Annotated in this window: 16 protein-coding genes; 2 read left to right on the forward strand and 14 right to left on the reverse strand. The window is 72.0% G+C overall.

What is annotated here, in order from left to right:
- Positions 1 to 25: 25 nt before the first annotated feature.
- The 7 genes from rplS to proS form a co-directional block, all read right to left on the reverse strand.
- Entirely contained in the window at positions 26 to 376 is a 351-nt protein-coding gene (rplS, locus tag OOK34_RS03630; protein ID WP_030227407.1) for a 50S ribosomal protein L19, read from the reverse strand.
- Positions 377 to 508: 132 nt separating this feature from the next.
- Positions 509 to 1,330 (reverse strand): tRNA (guanosine(37)-N1)-methyltransferase TrmD, encoded by an 822-nt coding sequence (gene trmD, locus OOK34_RS03635; protein WP_267032417.1) that lies wholly within the window; start codon positions 1,328 to 1,330, stop codon positions 509 to 511.
- Positions 1,330 to 1,881, reverse strand: coding sequence for a ribosome maturation factor RimM (gene rimM, locus OOK34_RS03640; RefSeq protein WP_267032418.1), 552 nt, complete (start codon positions 1,879 to 1,881; stop codon positions 1,330 to 1,332). The genes trmD and rimM overlap by 1 nt, the downstream gene beginning before the upstream one ends.
- A 163-nt stretch (positions 1,882 to 2,044) precedes the next feature.
- Entirely contained in the window at positions 2,045 to 2,284 is a 240-nt protein-coding gene (locus OOK34_RS03645; RefSeq protein WP_007266827.1) for an RNA-binding protein, read from the reverse strand.
- Positions 2,285 to 2,286: 2 nt separating this feature from the next.
- Positions 2,287 to 2,724, reverse strand: a complete 438-nt coding sequence (gene rpsP, locus OOK34_RS03650; RefSeq protein ID WP_267032419.1) for a 30S ribosomal protein S16 — start codon at positions 2,722 to 2,724, stop codon at positions 2,287 to 2,289.
- Between the two features lie 209 nt (positions 2,725 to 2,933).
- Entirely contained in the window at positions 2,934 to 3,530 is a 597-nt protein-coding gene (locus tag OOK34_RS03655; RefSeq protein WP_267032420.1) for a hypothetical protein, read from the reverse strand.
- A gap of 203 nt (positions 3,531 to 3,733) precedes the next feature.
- Positions 3,734 to 5,146: a proline--tRNA ligase gene (proS, locus tag OOK34_RS03660; protein WP_267032421.1), complete on the reverse strand. Its 1,413-nt coding sequence runs from the start codon at positions 5,144 to 5,146 to the stop codon at positions 3,734 to 3,736.
- A 131-nt stretch (positions 5,147 to 5,277) separates the two neighbouring features.
- Here proS and OOK34_RS03665 point away from each other — a divergent pair, with 131 nt between their 5' ends.
- Entirely contained in the window at positions 5,278 to 5,958 is a 681-nt protein-coding gene (locus OOK34_RS03665; protein ID WP_267032422.1) for a methyltransferase type 11, read from the forward strand.
- Between the two features lie 14 nt (positions 5,959 to 5,972).
- Here OOK34_RS03665 and ftsH read toward each other — a convergent pair whose 3' ends face one another.
- The 6 genes from ftsH to OOK34_RS03695 form a co-directional block, all read right to left on the reverse strand.
- The gene (ftsH, locus tag OOK34_RS03670; RefSeq protein WP_267032423.1) at positions 5,973 to 7,892 is read right to left on the reverse strand and encodes an ATP-dependent zinc metalloprotease FtsH; all 1,920 of its coding nucleotides are present in this window, start codon (positions 7,890 to 7,892) and stop codon (positions 5,973 to 5,975) included.
- Positions 7,893 to 8,019: 127 nt separating this feature from the next.
- Positions 8,020 to 9,594 (reverse strand): signal recognition particle protein, encoded by a 1,575-nt coding sequence (gene ffh, locus OOK34_RS03675; RefSeq protein WP_267032424.1) that lies wholly within the window; start codon positions 9,592 to 9,594, stop codon positions 8,020 to 8,022.
- A 467-nt stretch (positions 9,595 to 10,061) separates the two neighbouring features.
- A complete protein-coding gene (locus OOK34_RS03680) occupies positions 10,062 to 12,497 on the reverse strand; it encodes a [protein-PII] uridylyltransferase (RefSeq protein WP_267032425.1) in 2,436 nt (811 codons plus the stop codon).
- Positions 12,498 to 12,514: 17 nt separating this feature from the next.
- Positions 12,515 to 12,853, reverse strand: coding sequence for a P-II family nitrogen regulator (locus OOK34_RS03685; RefSeq protein WP_267032426.1), 339 nt, complete (start codon positions 12,851 to 12,853; stop codon positions 12,515 to 12,517).
- Entirely contained in the window at positions 12,850 to 14,196 is a 1,347-nt protein-coding gene (locus OOK34_RS03690) for an ammonium transporter (RefSeq protein ID WP_267032427.1), read from the reverse strand. The genes OOK34_RS03685 and OOK34_RS03690 overlap by 4 nt, the downstream gene beginning before the upstream one ends.
- A gap of 271 nt (positions 14,197 to 14,467) precedes the next feature.
- Positions 14,468 to 15,904 carry a hypothetical protein gene (locus OOK34_RS03695; protein WP_323183475.1) on the reverse strand — a complete coding sequence of 479 codons (1,437 nt, stop codon included), beginning with the start codon at positions 15,902 to 15,904 and terminating at the stop codon, positions 14,468 to 14,470.
- 464 nt (positions 15,905 to 16,368) lie between these two features.
- Here OOK34_RS03695 and OOK34_RS03700 point away from each other — a divergent pair, with 464 nt between their 5' ends.
- Complete coding sequence (locus OOK34_RS03700; RefSeq protein WP_267032429.1) at positions 16,369 to 17,037, forward strand: bifunctional DNA primase/polymerase; 669 nt, start codon at positions 16,369 to 16,371, stop codon at positions 17,035 to 17,037.
- A 73-nt stretch (positions 17,038 to 17,110) separates the two neighbouring features.
- Here OOK34_RS03700 and ftsY read toward each other — a convergent pair whose 3' ends face one another.
- On the reverse strand, positions 17,111 to 18,331 hold the full coding sequence (gene ftsY, locus OOK34_RS03705) for a signal recognition particle-docking protein FtsY (RefSeq protein ID WP_267032430.1): 1,221 nt from the start codon (positions 18,329 to 18,331) through the stop codon (positions 17,111 to 17,113).
- Positions 18,332 to 18,628: the final 297 nt, after the last annotated feature.

An 18,628-nucleotide genomic window follows, 5' to 3' on the forward strand; every position in this document is an offset into this window, starting at 1 on the left:
CCGTCCCCAGGGCCCGGAGAGGAGATCAGCGGTCGCGCTTCTCCTTGATCTTCGCGGCCTTGCCGCGGAGCTCACGGAGGAAGTACAGCTTGGCGCGACGCACGTCACCGCGGGTGACGAGCTCGATCTTCTCGAAGATCGGGGAGTGGACCGGGAAGGTACGCTCCACGCCGACGCTGAAGGAGACCTTGCGAACGGTGAAGGTCTCGGAGACGCCAGAGCCCTGGCGACGGATGACAACGCCCTTGAACTGCTGGATACGGGAGCGGTTGCCCTCGATCACGCGGACGTGCACGTTGATCGTGTCACCCGGGCGGAAGGCCGGGACGTCGGTGCGCAGGGAGGCGGCGTTGACGCCATCGAGCAGGTGAGACATGTTGTTCGTCTGCTTTCTTCGCACGACGCCACAGGTCGCCGGTGCGGGTTTCCGTAGAGAATTCGGGAGCCGTGGAACTCGTGGACGACTGTCCCCCTGTGGCAGGGGCGCACTCGAGCACACAGCAGCCGCCTATTCTTCCACGTCCTGCGGCTTGCGCCAAAATCGGCCGTCTCCGGTCGGCCTCCAGCCCAGGATGCTCAGGATCTCCCGGTCCTTCTTGTCGAAGGCGGAGGCCTCGCAGCGCTCGATCAGGTCGGGGCGGTTCTGCGCGGTACGGCGGAAGGCCTCGTCCCGGCGCCAGCGGGCGATCTTCCCGTGGTGGCCGCTGAGCAGCACCTCGGGGATCCCGCGGCCGCGCCACTGGGGCGGCTTGGTGTAGACGGGGCCCTCCAGCAGGTTGGCCATCTCGCCGGGGGCGAAGGAGTCGTCCCGGTGCGATTCGGCGTTGCCGAGCACCCCGGGCAGCAGCCGGGCCACGGCCTCGGTGACGACCAGCACGGCCGCCTCCCCGCCCGCCAGGACGTAGTCGCCGATGGAGACCTCGTAGACCGGCATCCGCGTCGCGTACTCGTCCATGACGCGGCGGTCGATGCCCTCGTACCGGGCCGGTGTGAAGATCAGCCAGGGGCGCTCGGAGAGCTCGACGGCCAGTTCCTGGGTGAAGGGCCGGCCGCTGGGCGTGGGGACGACCATGACCGGGCCGTGCGCGCCGGCCTCGTAGCCGTCGGCCAGCGCCGAGTCGAGGGCCTCGCCCCAGGGGTCGGTCTTCATGACCATGCCGGGGCCGCCGCCGTAGGGGGTGTCGTCGACCGTGTTGTGCCGGTCGTACGTCCATTCCCGCAGGTCGTGGACGTGCACCTCGAGCTGCCCGCGCGCACGGGCCTTGCCGACGAGGGAGACGTTCAGCGGCTCCAGGTACTCGGGGAAGATCGTGACGACGTCGAGACGCATCAGGCTTCTTCCCCGTTGTCACGCGTGGAGACGATCTCTGCGCGGTCGTCGATCAGCCCGGGCGGCGGGGTGATGACGCAGCGCTGCTCCTCCAGGTCGATCTCGGCGACGATCTCCTCGACGAAGGGGATCATGACCTCGGTGCCGTCCGGGCGCTCGACGATGAACAGGTCCTGCGAGGGCAGGTGGGAGATCTCGGTGATCCGGCCGATCTCGGTGCCGTCCTCGAGCACGACGTCCAGGTCCATGAGCTGGTGGTCGTAGTACTCGTCGGGCTCCTCGGGCAGCTCCGCCGGGTCCACGTCCGCGATCAGCAGGGTGTTGCGCAGGGCCTCGGCACCGGTGCGGTCCTTGACGCCCACGAACCGCAGCAGCAGCCGGCTGCTGTGCACCCGGCCCGTCTCGATGGTCAGCGGGCCCACGGATGCCGGTTCGGTCCGGAGCACGGCGCCGGGGCTGAGCCTCAGCTCGGGCTCGTCGGTCCGCACCTCGACGGTGACCTCACCCTTGATCCCGTGGGCGCGGCCGATCCGCGCGACTACCAGCTCCACTGTCTCGCCCCTTTTTGCGGCCAAACCGCCGCCGCTCTCGCGGAGGTGGTTCCTCTCCGTCGTGGTTACTCAATCTACGGTTGCTCCTGCCCGTGGGCAGAAACGACTCGGGCCGGGGTGGGCGGCGAACGCCCTCCCCGGCCCGTGCCGGTGATTCAACTACTCAGCGGACCTGGTCCACGTCGACGAGGTCGACGCGGATCCCGCGGCCGCCGATGGCGCCCACGACGGTACGCAGAGCACGTGCGGTGCGGCCGTTGCGGCCGATCACCTTGCCGAGGTCATCCGGGTGGACCCGGACCTCGAGCACCTGCCCGCGCCGCAGGTTGCGCGAGGCGACCTGCACGTCGTCGGGGTTGTCCACAATGCCCTTTACGAGGTGCTCAAGAGCCTCCTCGAGCATGATCAGGCCTCGGTCGACTCGGCGGCGGCCTCAGCCTCGTCCGCCTTCTTGTCGGCCTTCTTCTTCTGCGTGATGGCCTCGCCCTTGCCCTCGCCGATGCCCTCGAGGGCCTTGGCGAACTCGTCGAAGGTGCGACGCTTGTCTTCCTTCGTCGCCGGCTGCAGCAGCGGCGCCGGGGCCGGGAGGCCCTTGTGCGCCTGCCAGTCACCGGTGAGCTTCAGGATGGCGAGGACGGCCTCGGTGGGCTGGGCGCCCACGGACAGCCAGTACTGCGCGCGCTCGGCGTCGACCTCGATGCGCGAGGGGTTGTACGTCGGCTGGTAGATGCCGATCTCCTCGATCGCGCGGCCGTCCCGGCGGGTGCGGGCGTCGGCGACGACGATGCGGTAGTGAGGGGAGCGGATCTTACCGAGGCGCTTGAGCTTGATCTTGACTGCCACTGGAGTGGTGTCTCCTGAACTTGACGTGGTTGGGCACTTGAGATGCCACGTGGGGTTGCGGTACTCGGGTGCCCGATGGACGCGTCAGCCGGAGGAGAGAGGGGTCCTATGCGACTGTCGAGTACAGCTGCCCATTGTGCCACACGCCCGTGCTGCTTCCGATCCGGGGCGACCACCCCCCGGCGGCCCGTACCGCCGCCGGGCCCGCGTCAGGAAGCGGCCGCGGTGGCGACCTCCGGGATGCGGAAGGGCTTCATGCAGCCTCCGCACACGATCGGCGCCTGGGCCAGCACGGAGGGGACCACCCGGACGTTGCGCCCGCAGTCGCAGACCGCCTTGACCCGTACACCGCCGCCCGAGGAGCCGTGCCGGGCGGCCGGACCGCGGAAGCTGCGCTTGGTGTCGGCGGCGGTGGCGACCGTGTGCGCCTTGAGGGCGCGCTGGAGCCGCTCGATGGTGGGGCGGTAGCGCTTCTTGGCCTCGGGATTGAGGGTGACCAGGGAGAACCCGCTGCTGGCGTGCGGCTCCTCGGAGTGGTCCAGCCCCATCTCCTCGGCGATCGCGAGGAATCTGCGGTTGTGGTAGCGGCCCGCTCGCGAGGTGTCACGGACTCCGCGGGCGGCGGCGATGCCGTGGACTGCCTCGTGCAGCAGTCGCTCGAAGGAGAGCTCGGCGCCACAGGCGGACGAGGATTCTCCGATCAGGGACTCGGGCGCGGCAAGGTCAGGCAGCTCGGGGTGGTACCGCTGAATGTCGGCCCACGCCTGCGCCAGCTCTGCGGCGAGAACAGGTGGTGTCGTGCTCACGTCGTGACAACGAGCCGGGGTGCCCCGGTGTTCCGATTCCGGGCCATTCCAAATTTTTTGCACGTACCAGTCAGTTCACACTCATGCGTCCTGACGAGGACGGGTGCGCATATCCCAGGAGGAGTCGGTACGTAAGGCGTACCGACGACGACCGACGCCCCCGGCGCGCGGCCGAAGCCGCACGCCGGGGGCGCAGGGGGAAATCAGTAGGAGCGCGCGACGATCGCGAGCGTACCGGGGGCGTCGTCCGCCACCGGAACCGACCCGTCCTCGGCGATCAGGCAGCGCACGGAGACGGCCTGCTCGCCCAGCTTGGCCTCGCCCTCGGGGCCCAGGTCGGCCCACGGGATGCGCGCCCAGCCGCCGGCGATCGCGGCCTCGGCGGCCTCCTCGATCGTGGAGACGTCGGACGTACGGGCCTCACGGCGCTCGCGGGACTCGCGCAGCAGCTGCGCCTGGTCCTCGTCGAGCACCTTGGGCAGCAGGTCGGCGAGCGCGTCGATCTGCACCGGGGTCTTCCCGCCCGGGATCCGGCGGGCCAGCATCGCGGTGCCGGCCTCCAGGTCGCGGGGGCCGATCTCGATGCGGACCGGTACGCCCTTGAGCTCCCAGTCGACGGCGCGGCGGCCGAAGGGGGTGTCGACGCGGTCGTCGACCTGCACGCGGATGCCGGCGGCCTTGAGCTGGGCACCCAGCTCGCGGACCTTCGCCACGGCCTCGTCACCCTTGATCGCCATGACGACGACCTGGACGTGCGCGAGGCGCGGCGGGACGCGCAGGCCGTTGTCGTCGCCGTGGGACATGATCAAGCCGCCGACCATGCGGGTCGAGACGCCCCACGAGGTCTGCCAGACGAGCTCCTGCTTGCCTTCCTTCGACAGGTACTGGGTGTTGAAGGCCTTGGCGAAGTTGGTGCCGAGCTCGTGGCTCGTGCCCAGCTGGAGGGCCTTGCCGTCGCCCATCATGCCCTCGAGGGTGAGGGTGTTGATGGCTCCGGCGAAGCGCTCCTTGGCGGTCTTGCGGCCGAGCACGACGTCGATGCCGAGCACGTTCGTCATGAAGTCGCCGTAGACGTCGCGGTGGATCCGGGCGGCGTACTCGCGGGCGTCCTCGTACGTGGCGTGGGCGGTGTGGCCCTCCTGCCAGAGGAACTCGCTCGTACGGAGGAACACGCGCGGGCGCATCTCCCAGCGGACCACGTTGGCCCACTGGTTGATCAGCAGGGGCAGGTCCCGGTAGCTCTGGACCCACTTGGAGAAGTAGTCGTTGATGATCGTCTCGGAGGTGGGCCGGACGACGACCGGCTCGTCCAGCTCCTTGCCGCCGCCGTGCGTGACGACCGCGAGCTCGGGGGCGAAGCCCTCGACGTGCTCCGCCTCCTTCGTCAGGTACGACTGCGGGATGAAGAGCGGGAAGTACGCGTTCTGGGCGCCGGCGTCCTTGATGCGGGCGTCCATCTCCTGCTGCATCCGCTCCCACAGGCCGTAGCCGTACGGACGGATGACCATGGTGCCGCGGACCGGACCGTTGTCGGCCAGCTCGGCCTTGTTGATCAGATCCTGGTACCAGCGGGGGAAATCCTCCGCCTGCGGGGTGAGAACGGGTGCCTTTGCCATGGCGCGAATGGTACGGCGCCGGGCGGGTCGAGCGTGAATCGGGTGGCGCGCTCCTCTGGACGCGGGGGCGATTGGGGAGTTCCCTGGCAACGGGGGCAAGGGGGCGACACGGAATCAGGAGCGCTCTTTCGATGACACCGACGCCGACGGCGACGCTCGTCGCCCGGGACTGGGCGGAGATCCAGGAACGGATGCTGGTACCGCTGTACGAGGCGGTCTACGACCGGCTGGAGATCGGGCCGGGCGACCGGCTGCTGGGCCTCGACTGCGGGGCCGGGCTGGCCCTGCTACTGGCCGGCGGGCGGGGTGCCTCCGCGACCGGCGTGGAGGCGGATCCGGCCCGGCGGGCACTGGCCCGCGAGCGGCTGCTGGAGGTGATGGCAGGCCCTCCGGCGCCCGCGGCGCGGCCGTACGACGTACTGCTGGCCTTCTCGCCCGCCCCGGGCGCCTTGGCCGCGGCCCTGCCGGCGGTCCGGCGGGGCGGCGCGGTGGTGCTGGCCGACTGGGGTCCGGCGGAGCGGTGCACGGTGCCGGCGGTGCTGGGCGGCGGCCCGGTGGCCCGGGACCTGGACGCGCTCGTGGCGGGGGCCGGGCTGGTGCCCGACGGGTCGGGGCGGGTGTTCTGCCCCTTCGGCTACGCGGACGTGGACAGCGCGGTACGGGGTCTGCTGTCGACCGGGCTCTACGCCGTCGCGGCGGATCCCGCCCTGGCGGAGAAGGAGCTGGCGGAGGCCCTTCACCCGTACGAGCGGGCCGACGGCGCCGTCTGGCTGCCGAACATCCTCCGGTACGTCGTCGCCCGGGTGGCGTAACGGGGGGGGCGCCGCTACTTCGCGAGCCGGGGGATGCCGGCCGCCGCGTACGCCGCCTGCTCGTCCAGCGTCTCGGCGGCCAGCAGGGCCTCGGCGAGCGCGTCGAGTTTCGGCCGGTGCTCGCGCAGGAGGCGGCAGGCCTCCGCGTAGCACTCGTCCACGATCCGCCGCATCTCGTGGTCCACGGTGTCGAGGGTCGTGGGGGCGGCGGACAGGCCGTACGGGCCCTGCCCGTCGGCCGGGATGGCGGTCAGCTTGCCGACGCGCTCGCTCATGCCCCAGCGGCCGACCATCCCGCGGACGATGTTGGTGACCTGTTCGAGGTCGTTCTCGGCGCCGGTGGTGACCACGTCGTAGACGGTCTGTTCGGCCGCCATGCCGCCGAGCGCACCGATGATGCGGCCCCGGAGGTATTCCTCCGTGTACGCGTACCGGTCCGCGTCCGGGGTGGAGAGGGTGACGCCGAGCGCCCGGCCCCGGGGCACGATGGTGATCTTGCGGACGGGGTCGGCGCCCGGCTGGAGCATCCCCAGGAGGGCGTGGCCGCTCTCGTGGTAGGCCGTACGGCGGCGTTCCTCCAGCGGCATCACCAGGGGCCGTTCCGCGCCCAGCTGCACCTTCTCCAGGGCGTCGGAGAGGTCCGTCTGGGTGACTTCCTTCTGCTTGCGCTTGACGGCCAGCAGCGCGGCCTCGTTGGCCAGGTTGGCCAGCTCGGCTCCCGTCATGCCGGGGGTCGTACGGGCCACCTGCGCGAGGTCGACCCCGTCGGCGAGCGGGATGTCGCGGGTGTGGATGCGCAGGATGGCCTCGCGGCCGTCCCGGTCGGGCGGGGAGACCATGACGGTGCGGTCGAAGCGGCCGGGGCGGGTCAGGGCGGGGTCGAGGACGTCCGCCCGGTTGGTGGCGGCGAGGACGACCACGCCCTCCGAGCCGGAGAAGCCGTCCATCTCGGTGAGGATCTGGTTCAGGGTCTGCTCGCGCTCGTCGTGGCCGCCCATGGCCGAACCGCCGCCGCGCACCCGGCCGATGGTGTCGATCTCGTCGATGAAGACGATCGCGGGGGCGACCTTGCGGGCCTCGCCGAACAGCTCCCGGACCCGGGAGGCGCCGACGCCGACGATCATCTCGATGAACTCGGAGGCGGACGCGGAGAAGAACGGCACCCCGGCCTCGCCGGCGACCGCCCGGGCGAGCAGGGTCTTGCCGGTGCCGGGCGGCCCGGCCAGGAGGACCCCGCCGGGCATCCGGGCGCCCATGTCGCGGTACTCCTGCGGGTTCTTGAGGAAGTCGACGACGTCGTTGAGCTCGCCCTCGACCTCGTCGATGCCGGCGACGTCCTCGAAGGTGGTGCGCGGGGCGCCGGCCTCCAGTTCCACCGGCTTGGGCGGCCCCTTGCGGCCCAGCCCGCCCATCCCGCCCATCGCCGAGCCCATCCGGCGTGCGATGAGCAGCCACAGGGCGACCAGGAGCAGCATCGGGGCGAGCGAGATCAGCAGGTTGGCCAGGAAGCTGCGCTGCACGACCACCGGGGAGGCGGTGACGGTGACGCCCTTGGCGGTGAGGCTGGACCACAGCTGGTCGTCGGCGAAGGCGGGGCGCTGGGTGACGAACTTGGTGTAGTCGCCCTTGCCGTCGGGGGCGGTCTGCTTGCTCTTCAGCTCGCCCTGGATGGAGTCGCCCTTGGAGTAGATCTTCGAGACGTTGCCGTCGGCGACCTGCTTGCTGAATTCGGTGTACGAGACCGTCGGCTCGTCGCCCTCGTTGAAGAAGGACAGCACGAGGTTGGCCAGCAGGAAGACGATCAGGGCGGCGAGGGTCAGCCCGCGCCAGCCGCCGGGCATCTTCCGCTTGGGCGGCGGGGCGGGCGGGGCACCCTCCGAGCGCCAGGGGGTGTCGGCCCGGTCGCGCGGCGGTACGGGGGTGGGGCTGGGCACGGGGGCCTCCTTATGCCGTCCTCCCGGCCGACCATAAGCGACAAATCACCCCGCTGCTCGCCCCGCGGACGCGAAAGGGCCCCGGCCGTCACCCGGCCGGGGCCCTTCCCTCACACCTGCCGCATGCCTACTTCATGAACTTCTTGAACTCGTCCGGCAGGTCGAAGTCCTGACCCGGCTGGCCGTCGCCGGCGGGGAGCCCGAAGGGGTTGCCGCCCGCGGCGGGAGCGTCGGCCTGCGGGCCCTGCTCACGGCGGGCCGCGGCCGCGGCCTCCTCTTCCTTGCGCTTCATCGGGTTGCCGCTCTTGCGCTTGCCCTTGGCCTGCTTGATCTGCTTCTTCTGCCGGCCGGGGCCACCGCCCATGCCCGGGATGCCGGGCATGCCGGGCATCCCGCCGCCCTGGGCCATGCGGGACATCATCTTGCGGGCCTCGAAGAAGCGCTCGACCAGCGACTTCACGGCGCTGACCTCGACACCGGAGCCCTTGGCGATACGGGCACGGCGCGAGCCGTTGATGAGGTGCGGGTCCTGGCGCTCGGCCGGGGTCATCGACTTGATGATCGCGGCGGTGCGGTCGACGTCACGCTCGTCGATGTTGTTGATCTGGTCCTTGATCTGGCCCATGCCCGGCAGCATGCCGAGGAGCTTGGAGATGGAGCCCATCTTGCGGACCTGCTCCATCTGGGCCAGGAAGTCGTCGAGCGTGAACTCCTTCGGCCCCTTCGCCAGCTTGGCCGCCATCTTCTCGGCCTCGGCCTGGCTGAAGGTCTTCTCGGCCTGCTCGATGAGGGTGAGCATGTCACCCATGTCGAGGATCCGGCCCGCCATGCGGTCCGGGTGGAAGGCGTCGAACTCGTCGAGCTTCTCGCCGTTCGAGGCGAACATGATCTGCTTGCCGGTGACGTGCGCGATGGAGAGCGCGGCACCACCGCGGGCGTCGCCGTCGAGCTTGGACAGCACCACGCCGTCGAAGCCGACGCCGTCACGGAAGGCCTCGGCGGTGTTGACCGCGTCCTGACCGATCATCGCGTCGACGACGAAGAGGATCTCGTCGGGGCTGACGGCGTCGCGGATGTCCGCGGCCTGCTGCATCAGCTCCTGGTCGATGCCGAGGCGGCCGGCGGTGTCGACGATGACGATGTCGTGCTGCTTGGTCCGCGCGTACTCGACGGAGTCCTTGGCCACCTGGACCGGGTCGCCGACGCCGTTGCCGGGCTGGGGCGCGTAGACCGCGACGCCGGCGCGCTCGGCGACGACGCTGAGCTGGTTGACGGCGTTGGGGCGCTGGAGGTCGCAGGCGACGAGGAGCGGAGTGTGACCCTGCCCCTTCAGCCACAGGCCGAGCTTTCCGGCGAGGGTGGTCTTACCGGCACCCTGGAGACCGGCCAGCATGATCACCGTGGGCGCGGTCTTGGCGAAGCGCAGGCGGCGGGTCTCACCGCCGAGGATCGAGACCAGCTCGTCGTTGACGATCTTGAGGACCTGCTGGCCGGGGTTCAGCGCCTTGCTGACCTCCTCGCCGCGGGCCCTTTCCTTGACGTTCGCGATGAAGGAGCGGACGACGGGAAGCGCGACGTCGGCCTCGAGGAGGGCGATACGGATTTCCCGCGCCGCAGCGTCGATGTCCTGCTCGGAGAGGCGGCCTTTGCCCCGGAGGGACTTGAAGGTCGCGCTGAGGCGGTCGGAAAGCGTATCGAACACGGTGGTCGCGATTCCTCGGGTCGGGGGCGTGGTGGTCGTCCCCCAGGGTATCGGGCCCCACCCCCACCCCGGCCCCGCGGGCGGTTTTCCCTCCGTGCGATAGCCCGGGGCCCGCTGCGCGGCTGCTCCCCGCCCCACCCTTCGCCCGTTCCCCGGGGCTGCGCCCCGGACCCCCCGCGCCTCAAACGCCGGCGAGGCTGGATCTTCCAGCCTCGCCGGCGTTTGAGGCGCGGGTCCGGGCAGAGCCCGGGGAACGGTGGAAGGGCGGGTAGGGGACAGCCCCGCGCAGCGGCCCACCACCCGCAGACGGACAACCGACCCCAGCCGGGCCCGTGGCCCCGCCCCGGGTCCGACGGCCGGAGGCTGTCGCAGCGGCGCGAAGCCGGTAAGGCCCGCCAGGGCCGCACCGCGCGAGCGGCGCGTGAAGAAGGAGTGGCGCCCCGGCGCCGAGCGGCGCGAGGGCCGCGTCAAGAAGGAAGCAGCGCGGCCTCCACGCGGGCGGCAAGGGCGGCGGCCTCAGCCACAGGCAGGGGTTTGCCGTCGGCGTCGGCCACGTACACGGTGTCCACCGCGTTCGCGCCCAGCGTCGAAACGTGCGCGCTCCGCACCCGGACCCCGGCCGACTCCAGGGCCCGCCCGATCCGGTGCAGCAGCCCCACCGCGTCCGGGGCCCGCACCTCCAGGACGGTGGCCAGGGAGGAGACCTCCGGGACCACCGTGACCCGGGGCGGCGGCGGGACCACGCCCCGCCGCCGCGGGTACGCCGCCTCGCGGTCGGCCAGCTTCGCGGGGACGTCCAGCGAGCCGTCCAGCGCCCGCACCAGGTCGGTCCGCAGCCGGGCAGCCTGCGGCAGGGCCCCGTACTCCGCCGCGACCCGCCAGCGCAGTACGAGCACCTCGCCCGCCAGGTCCGGCAGCTCCAGGAAGCGCAGGTCGGCCGCCCGGACGGTCAGCCGGTGCAGGGCCAGCACCCCGGACACGGCCGGGAGCACCCCGGGCTGGTCGGGTACGGCCACGACCAGCTCCACCCCGACGGCGTCGTCCTCCTCCCGGCGCGCGTGCAGCGCGAGCACCGGCTCGCCCGTGCGCAGCGCCTCGACCGCCAGGCGTTCCTGTTCGGTGGTCGGGATCTCCGGCTCGGTGACGGCGGGCGGGGTGCCGCGCAGCACCGCGGCGACCCGCCCGACGAGGTCGGCGACCAGGGAGCCCCGCCAGGTGCTCCAGGCGGCCGGGCCGGTGGCCAGGGCGTCGGCCTCGGTCAGGGCGTGCAGGATCTCCAGGGTGGAGAGGGAGCCGACGGCGTCCGCGACCGCCCGCACGGTCGCCGGGTCGTCGAGGTCCCGCCGGGTCGCGGTGTCCACGAGCAGCAGGTGGTGGCGTACGAGCGTGCCCAGCACGGAGACGTCCTCGGCGTCGAAGCCCACCCGCGCGGCCATGTCGCGCGCGATGGTCTCGCCCGCCACGGAGTGGTCGCCGGGCCAGCCCTTGCCGATGTCGTGCAGCAGAGCCGCCATCAGCAGCAGGTCGGGACGGCTGACGCGGCGGGTCAGCGCGGAGGCCCGTACGGCGGTCTCGATCAGGTGCCGGTCGACCGTCCAGGTGTGGACGGGGTTGCGCTGGGGACGGCAGCGCACCCGCTCCCAGTCGGGGAGCAGCCGGCTGATCAGGCCCTCGGCCTCCAGCGCCTCCCACACCCCCACCATCGGCTCCCCCGCGCCGAGCAGGGTCAGCAGCTGCTCGCGGGCCTCCGCGGGCCAGGGCACGGGCAGCGGTCCGGCCTGCGCGGCGAGCCGCCGTACGGCGTGCAGCGAGACGGGCAGGCCCGCCTGCGCGGCGGCCGCCCCGAGCCGCAGGGGCAGTACGGGATCCCGGTCGGGCCGCGCGGCCAGCGCCAGTACGGCCTCCCCGTCGGACTCCACCACGCCCTCGGCCAGCGGTGCCCGCTCGGGCGTGGCGGCGCCCCGGGTGCCGAGGAGTCCGCGCAGCCTCGGCCGGGCGGCCCGGGCCCGCAGCACCCGCCCGACCTCCCGCCAGGTGACGTCGCCGGCGTACGCGACCACCCGCGCGGCCTCGTACACCTCCCGCAGCAGGGCGTCGGTGTCGAGCAGCCCCAGCCGGGCGGCGACCTGGGGCTGTTCCTGGAGCGCGAGCCGGTCGGTCGCCCGCCCCGTCACCAAGTGCAGCGCGTCCCGGGCGTCCAGCAGCCTGCGCCGGGCCTCGGCCAGTCCCTCGCGCGGGGCGTCGGCCAGCCAGGACGCGGCGACGGCCCGCAGGGCGGTGGCGTCCCGGAGGCCGCCGCGGGCCTCCTTGAGGTCGGGTTCCAGCAGGAAGCGCAGCTCCCCGGCCCGCTCGGCCCGCTCCCGGCACAGGGCGTGCAGCTGCGGGAGCCGTCTGGGGGCCTGGTTGCGCCAGTCGGCGAGCACGGAGGTGCGCAGCCCGGCGAGGAGTCCGGCGTCCCCGGAGACGAGCCGCGCGTCGAGCAGTCCGAGGTGCACCTTGAGGTCCTCGGCGGCGGTCTTGCGGGCCTCGCCGGGGGTGCGCACCGAGTGGTCGAGGGCCAGGCCGAGGTCCCACACGGGGTACCAGAGGCGGTCGGCGAGCGCGCTCAGCTGCCCGGGCTGCGCCTTGCCGTCGTGGAGCAGCAGCAGGTCGAGGTCGCTGCGCGGGGAGAGGTCGGCGCGTCCGTAGCCGCCGACGGCGACGAGGGCGGCGCCGCGTACGCCGGTCTCCCGCGCGGCCTGTGCGAACAGTGCGTTCAGCCAGTGGTCGGTCAGCCCGGACAGGGCGGAACGCCGGGAAGGCCCGGACCGCGACTCCTCGTGGAGGAGTCGCAGCCGGGCCGCGGCGTAGCCGGCGGGTCCGGAGCCGGCCGGGTCTTCGGTGGTCTCTTCGACGCTCGTCACCCGGTAGCTCCCGTCGTCTAGAGCGCGTCGGCGCCGCGCTCGCCGGTGCGGACCCGGACGACCGAGTCCACGGGGACCATCCACACCTTGCCGTCGCCGATCTTCTCGGTCCGGGCGGCGCTGACGATGACCGAGATGAGCTCCTCGGCCTCCTCGTCGTCGACGAGCACCTCGATGCGGATCTTCGGTACGAGGTCCACGGTGTACTCGGCGCCGCGGTAGACCTCGGTGTGGCCGCGCTGGCGTCCGTATCCGCTGGCCTCGGTGACGGTGAGCCCGTGGACCCCGAAGGCCTGGAGGGCTTCCTTGACGTCGTCCAGCTTGTAGGGCTTGACGATGGCGGTGATCAGCTTCATGCGTCGACCTTCTTGCTCGCGGCGGCTGCGGGGGCGGGTGCGGAGGTGGCCCGTGCGGAGAGCCCGCCGCCGGCGCCGCTGAAGTCGTAGGCGGTCTCGGCGTGCTCGACCTGGTCGATGCCGGAGACCTCGACGTCCTCCGCGACCCGCATCCCGATGGTCTTGTCGAGGAGGAAGGCCAGGATGGCGGACACGACGAGGGAGTAGGCGAGGACGGAGAAGACTCCGACGGCCTGCTTGCCGAGCTGCTCCAGGCCGCCGCCGTAGAAGAGGCCGGCCGCGTCGGACTGGACCCCGCCGGTGGCGAAGAGGCCGACGAGCAGGGAGCCGGCGACGCCGCCGACGAGGTGGACGCCGACCACGTCGAGGGAGTCGTCGTAGCCGAACTTGTACTTCAGGCCGACGGCCATGGCGCAGAGCACACCGGCGATGGCGCCGACGGCGATCGCGCCGAGCGGGCTGACGGAGCCGCCCGCGGGGGTGATGGCGACGAGGCCGGCGACGGCGCCGGAGGCAGCTCCGAGGGTGGTGAAGGAGCCGTGGCGCAGCTTCTCGTAGGCGAGCCAGGCGAGCATGGCGGCGGCGGTGGCGACCTGGGTGTTGAGGAACATGACGGCGCCGATGCCGTCGTCGTTGCCGAGCCAGGATCCGGCGTTGAAGCCGAACCAGCCGAACCACAGCAGGCCGGCGCCGAGCATCACGAGCGGGAGGCTGTGGGGGCGCATCGGGTCCTTCTTGAAGCCGACGCGCTTGCCGATGACCAGGATGACGCCGAGGGCGGCGGCGCCGGCGTTGATGTGGACGGCGGTGCCGCCGGCGAAGTCGATGACGCCGAGCTCGAAGAGCCAGCCGCCGGCGCCCCACACCCAGTGGGCGACGGGGAAGTAGACGACGGTGACCCACAGGGCGGTGAAGAGCACCCAGGCGCTGAACTTGACGCGGTCGGCGAGGGCGCCGCTGATCAGGGCGGGGGTGATGACGGCGAACATCAGCTGGAAGACGGCGAAGACGTAGACGGGGATGGTGTAGCCGTCCCACAGTTCGGTGAGGCCGATACCGCTGAGGCCGACGTAGTCGGAGTTCCAGCCGATGACCGAGCCTGAGTCGGTGCCGAAGGCGAGGCTGAAGCCGTAGAGGACCCACAGGATCGTGACGATCCCGAGGCTGATGAAGCTCATCATCAGCATGTTGAGGCTGCTCTTGACGCGGACCATGCCTCCGTAGAAGAAGGCGAGTCCCGGGGTCATCAGCATGACCAGGGCGGAGCAGATGAGCATGAACCCGGTGTTCGCGGCAGACAGGGTCGGGGCGTCTGCTGCGAGGGTCGTGATGGCTGATGCCATCGGCGTCTCCTCGTCGTCGGTACGTTCGCGTGCGGGCGATCGTGAAAACCTGAGCGGCGGCGTAAGGTCTGGCCGGTTATTGGCCCTGAGATTCGCGCAGGACGGTTTCCGGCGGCGCCGCTGGGTGTTTCGCGCCGATGACGAAGAGGTCGGGCGTGTTACGCCTCCATGAACGGGTCAGGTACGCGTCCGGTACGCGTCAGATCCGGGTGTGGGGCGTCTTCAGGCCCGGTGTGGCGGGGCTCCGGGCCGGGAGTGGCCTCAGACGGCCTCAGACGGCCTCGGCGGCCTCGGGCAGCCGGGAGGCGAGGAGGTCGGTCAGCCGGACCACCTCGGCGACGTCGCCGTATTCACGGGCGGCGGTGTCGACGGTCTTGCGGAGCCGGGTGTTCACCCGTTCGGAGCGCACCTTTCGCGCCACATCGAGGGCCTGGTCCACGAGGACGGTGGCCTGTTCGGGTTCCCGCTGGAGCAGGTGGACGGTGGCCATGCCGATGAGGTTCAGGGCGTACGAGCGCTGGTGCTCCTCGTCCTTGGCGAACAGGTCGACAGCCCGTTCCATCACCGGTTCGGCGAGGGAGGCGTAGGTGGGGCTGCGCCCGGCGACGTAGGCCAGGTCCCGGTAGGAGTGGGAGTTCTCGCCGTTGAGTTCGGCCTCGGAGAAGAAGCGGATCCAGTCGGGTTCGGGCTCGCTGTCGAAGCCGACGTCGGAGAAGGTGTCCTCGGCCATCCGCACGGCCCGCTTGCAGCGGCTGGGCTGGCCCATGTTGGCGTAGGCGCGGGCCTCCATGGCGTACAGCATGGCCTGGGTGCGCGGTCCGGCGCAGTCGCGGCTGCCGTACTGGGCGAGGTGGATGAGCTCCAGGGCGTCCTCGGGGCGGCCCAGGTGGATCATCTGGCGGCTCATGCCGGACAGGATGTAGGAGCCGAGCGGTTTGTCGCCGGCCTCCTTCGCCGCGTGCAGCGCGAGGACGAAGTACTTCTGGGCGGTGGGGTGCAGGCCGATGTCGTAGCTCATCCAGCCGGCGAGTTCGGCGAGTTCGGCGGCGACCTTGAAGAGCCGTTTCATGACCGGGGCCGGGTGGTTCTCCTGGAGGAGGTCGGTGACCTCGTGGAGCTGTCCGACGACGGCCTTGCGGCGCAGTCCGCCGCCGCACTGGGCGTCCCACTGGCGGAACATCACGGTGGTGGCTTCGAGGAGGTCGAGTTCCGGCTCGGAGAGGCGGGGCGGGCGGTGTCCGCCGAGCGCGCCCGTCGGCCCGACCCCGGTGCGCGGTCCGGGGTCGGCGGCCGGGACCGGGACGAGCCAGCGCTGCATGGGCTCGATCAGGGCGGGGCCGGCGGAGAGGGCGAGCGAGGTCCCGAGGAAGCCCCGGCGGGCGAGCATCAGGTCGCTGCGGGAGAACTCGCTGAGCAGTTCCACGGTCTGCGGGCCCGCCCAGGGCAGGTCGACGCCGGAGACGGAGGGGGTCTGGTGGGCGGTGCGCAGGCCGAGCTGCTCGATGGCGACGACGGAGCCGAAGCGTTCGGAGAATAGCTCGGAGAGGATGCGCGGGACGGGTTCGCGGGGCTGCTCGCCGTCGAGCCAGCGGCGGACCCGGGAGGTGTCGGTGCTGATGTGGTGGGCGCCCATCTGGCGGGCCCGGCGGTTGACCTGGCGGGCGAGTTCGCCCTTGGACCAGCCGCTGCGGACGAACCACGAGCTCAGCTGTTCGTTCCGGACAGCGGATTCGCCGCTCGTTCCGCTTGCGCCGTTGCCGCTCACTGGAACGCCCCCATCCGCATCGCCTCTTCACACGGAACCCTGGCCGGGGCGGCCGACGCCGCCGGGGACCTTCACAGGTCCTCCACCGATTGCCTCCGGCATACCCACGGGTGGGTCGGCCGTCCGGGTTCGTGCACCGAAAGTAATCCTACGATCACCCCGTCGGCGAGGTCGATCCCGGAAACGCCACCATTCGCCACCCCTTCGAATGAACTCGCCACCGGCCAGGCGCGATTCACTTGACACCACGGCGAAACGGGAACGGTTGGACGGGAGTGCGCTCGGGGCGCGCGCGGCGAGGAGTGCGCCGGGCGGCCCCGGTGGAGGGCGCGCCCCACCCGGCCTCCGACAGGTCTCGCCGACGTCGTAACCACCGGCGCGTCCGACCCGTTGGAGGGGGCATGGGCATGGGCTTCACGATCGGCGGCAGCCGCGGTACCAAGGAGTTCCGTTCCGGCGTCCGGCGCCGCGGCCGGACCTCGGAGTGCACGACGGTGGCGGAGTACACCGGACTCTGGGGCTGGGACGCGGTCCCCGGGGCCCGCGCCGCGGGCCCGGCCCGCGACTGCTCCTGCGGTCATACGAACTGTGTCGCGCCGGGGGCGCATCCGCTGGACTTCGCTCCCACCGTCCCGGGAGGCGCCACCCTGGACGAGGTCTCCGAGATCTGGGGCGAGTACCCGGGCGCGGCGATCCTGCTCCCGGTCGGCCGCGCCTTCGACGTGATCGAGGTCTCCGCGGAGGCCGGCCGGCGCGCGCTGGTCCGGCTGGAGCGGATGGGCCTGCCGCTCGGCCCCGTCACCGCGACCCCGGACGGCCGCGCGCAGTTCTTCGTCGCCCCCGGCGCCGCCGCCGAGCTGCCGGAGCTGCTGTACCGGATGGGCTGGGACGACGCCGATCTGGACCTGCGCGCCCTGGGCCACGGCGCCTTCCTGACCGCCCCGCCCAGCGACCACGCGGGCCTGGGCCCGGCCGCCTGGCTGCGCCGGCCCGCACTGGACTGCGCGGGCGGCCCCCCGCAGGCCCGGCTGCTGCTGGGCACCCTCGCCTACACCTGTCACCGCTTCCGGCGCTGACGCCCCCCGCGCACGGCGGTGCCCCCGGTCCGGACGGACGCGGGGGCACCGGTCTGCGTGGGGTCCTCGCGCCTCAGTCGCCGATGAGGGCGTCCACGAACGCCTCCGGCTCGAAGGGGGCCAGGTCGTCCGGGCCCTCGCCGAGGCCGATGAGCTTGACCGGGACGCCCAGCGCGCGCTGGACGGCGACGACGATGCCGCCCTTGGCGGTGCCGTCGAGCTTGGTCAGCACGATGCCGGTGATGTCCACGACCTCGGCGAAGACGCGCGCCTGGGTCAGGCCGTTCTGGCCAGTGGTGGCGTCCAGGACCAGCAGGACCTCGTCCAGCGGGCCGTGCTTCTCCACGACCCGCTTGACCTTGCCGAGCTCGTCCATGAGGCCGGTCTTGGTGTGCAGCCGGCCGGCGGTGTCGATGAGCACCACGTCGGCGCCCTCGGCGATGCCCTCCTTGACCGCGTCGTAGGCGATGGAGGCGGGGTCGCCGCCCTCCGGGCCGCGCACGGTACGCGCCCCGACGCGCTCGCCCCAGGTCTGGAGCTGATCGGCGGCGGCGGCGCGGAAGGTGTCGGCGGCGCCGAGCACCACGCTGCGGCCGTCGGCCACGAGCACACGGGCGAGCTTGCCGGTGGTGGTGGTCTTGCCGGTGCCGTTGACGCCGACGACCATCACGACGGCCGGGGTGTCGACGCCGCTCTCGGTCTTCACCGCGCGGTCGAAGTCGGTGCCGACGAGGGCGACCAGCTCCTCCTTCAGCAGGGCGCGCAGCTCGGCGGGGGTGCGGGTGCCGAGCACCTTGACCCGCTCGCGGAGCCGGTCCACCAGCTCCTGGGTCGGCGCGACACCGACGTCGGCGATGAGGAGGGTCTCCTCGATCTCCTCCCAGGTGTCCTCGTCGAGGTGCTCGCGCGAGAGCAGCGTGAGCAGCCCCTTGCCGAGCGAGTTCTGCGAACGGGCGAGCCGCGCGCGCAGCCGGACGAGGCGGCCGGCGGTGGGCTCGGGCACCTCGATCTCGGGCGCGGCCGGGGCCTCGATGACGGGCGCTTCCGCGACGGGGGCCTCGGGGACCGCCTCCGCCTCGGGGAGCACGACCTCCTCGATCGTCCGGCGCGGCTCTTCGACCGTCGGTGCGGCGTCCTCCCCCACCTGCGGTTCGGCGGGCGGGGCAGTGATGGTCGGCGTGCTCGGCGGCGCCGTGGGGGGCAGCTGCTTCTTCTTGCGGCTGCTGACCACGAGCCCGCTGATCACGCCGACCGCGACCAGGGCGATGACTACAGCGAGAATGAGGATTTCCATAGCCACTCAAGTATGCCGTGACCTCACGGGCGGCCCGTCGTTTTGCAGGCGGGGCGCTGTTTGCCCCTGCGGGCCGGGCTGGTCCGTCGTTCGGCCATGTGCCGACGAGAAGCCCCTTGGGGCGGAGTCACAACGGTCCCAGTATCGGTAGGGGGCGTAATCGGCGCCAGGCGCCCAGGGGCTGTCGCGGCCCATGCAGTGGGCCGCGACAGCCCCTGACGGAATCACCGCACAGGGCACTAAGCCGCTGTTTGTGGTTTTAGAGGCAAATCTACAATGATGGGCGACTCCCCCACA

Source organism: Streptomyces sp. NBC_00091, assembly GCF_026343185.1.
GTDB lineage: Bacteria > Actinomycetota > Actinomycetes > Streptomycetales > Streptomycetaceae > Streptomyces.

Bases quoted from the DNA above. Each gene is read 5' to 3' on its own strand.
- OOK34_RS03700 (WP_267032429.1), top strand. From the start codon at position 16,369: ATGGGCTTCACGATCGGCGGCAGCCGCGGTACCAAGGAGTTCCGTTCC.
- OOK34_RS03665 (WP_267032422.1), top strand. From the start codon at position 5,278: ATGACACCGACGCCGACGGCGACGCTCGTCGCCCGGGACTGGGCGGAG.
- proS (WP_267032421.1), bottom strand. From the start codon at position 5,146: ATGGCAAAGGCACCCGTTCTCACCCCGCAGGCGGAGGATTTCCCCCGC.
- trmD (WP_267032417.1), bottom strand. From the start codon at position 1,330: ATGCGTCTCGACGTCGTCACGATCTTCCCCGAGTACCTGGAGCCGCTG.
- rplS (WP_030227407.1), bottom strand. From the start codon at position 376: ATGTCTCACCTGCTCGATGGCGTCAACGCCGCCTCCCTGCGCACCGAC.
- OOK34_RS03690 (WP_267032427.1), bottom strand. From the start codon at position 14,196: ATGGCATCAGCCATCACGACCCTCGCAGCAGACGCCCCGACCCTGTCT.
- OOK34_RS03645 (WP_007266827.1), bottom strand. From the start codon at position 2,284: ATGCTCGAGGAGGCTCTTGAGCACCTCGTAAAGGGCATTGTGGACAAC.
- ftsY (WP_267032430.1), bottom strand. From the start codon at position 18,331: ATGGAAATCCTCATTCTCGCTGTAGTCATCGCCCTGGTCGCGGTCGGC.
- OOK34_RS03685 (WP_267032426.1), bottom strand. From the start codon at position 12,853: ATGAAGCTGATCACCGCCATCGTCAAGCCCTACAAGCTGGACGACGTC.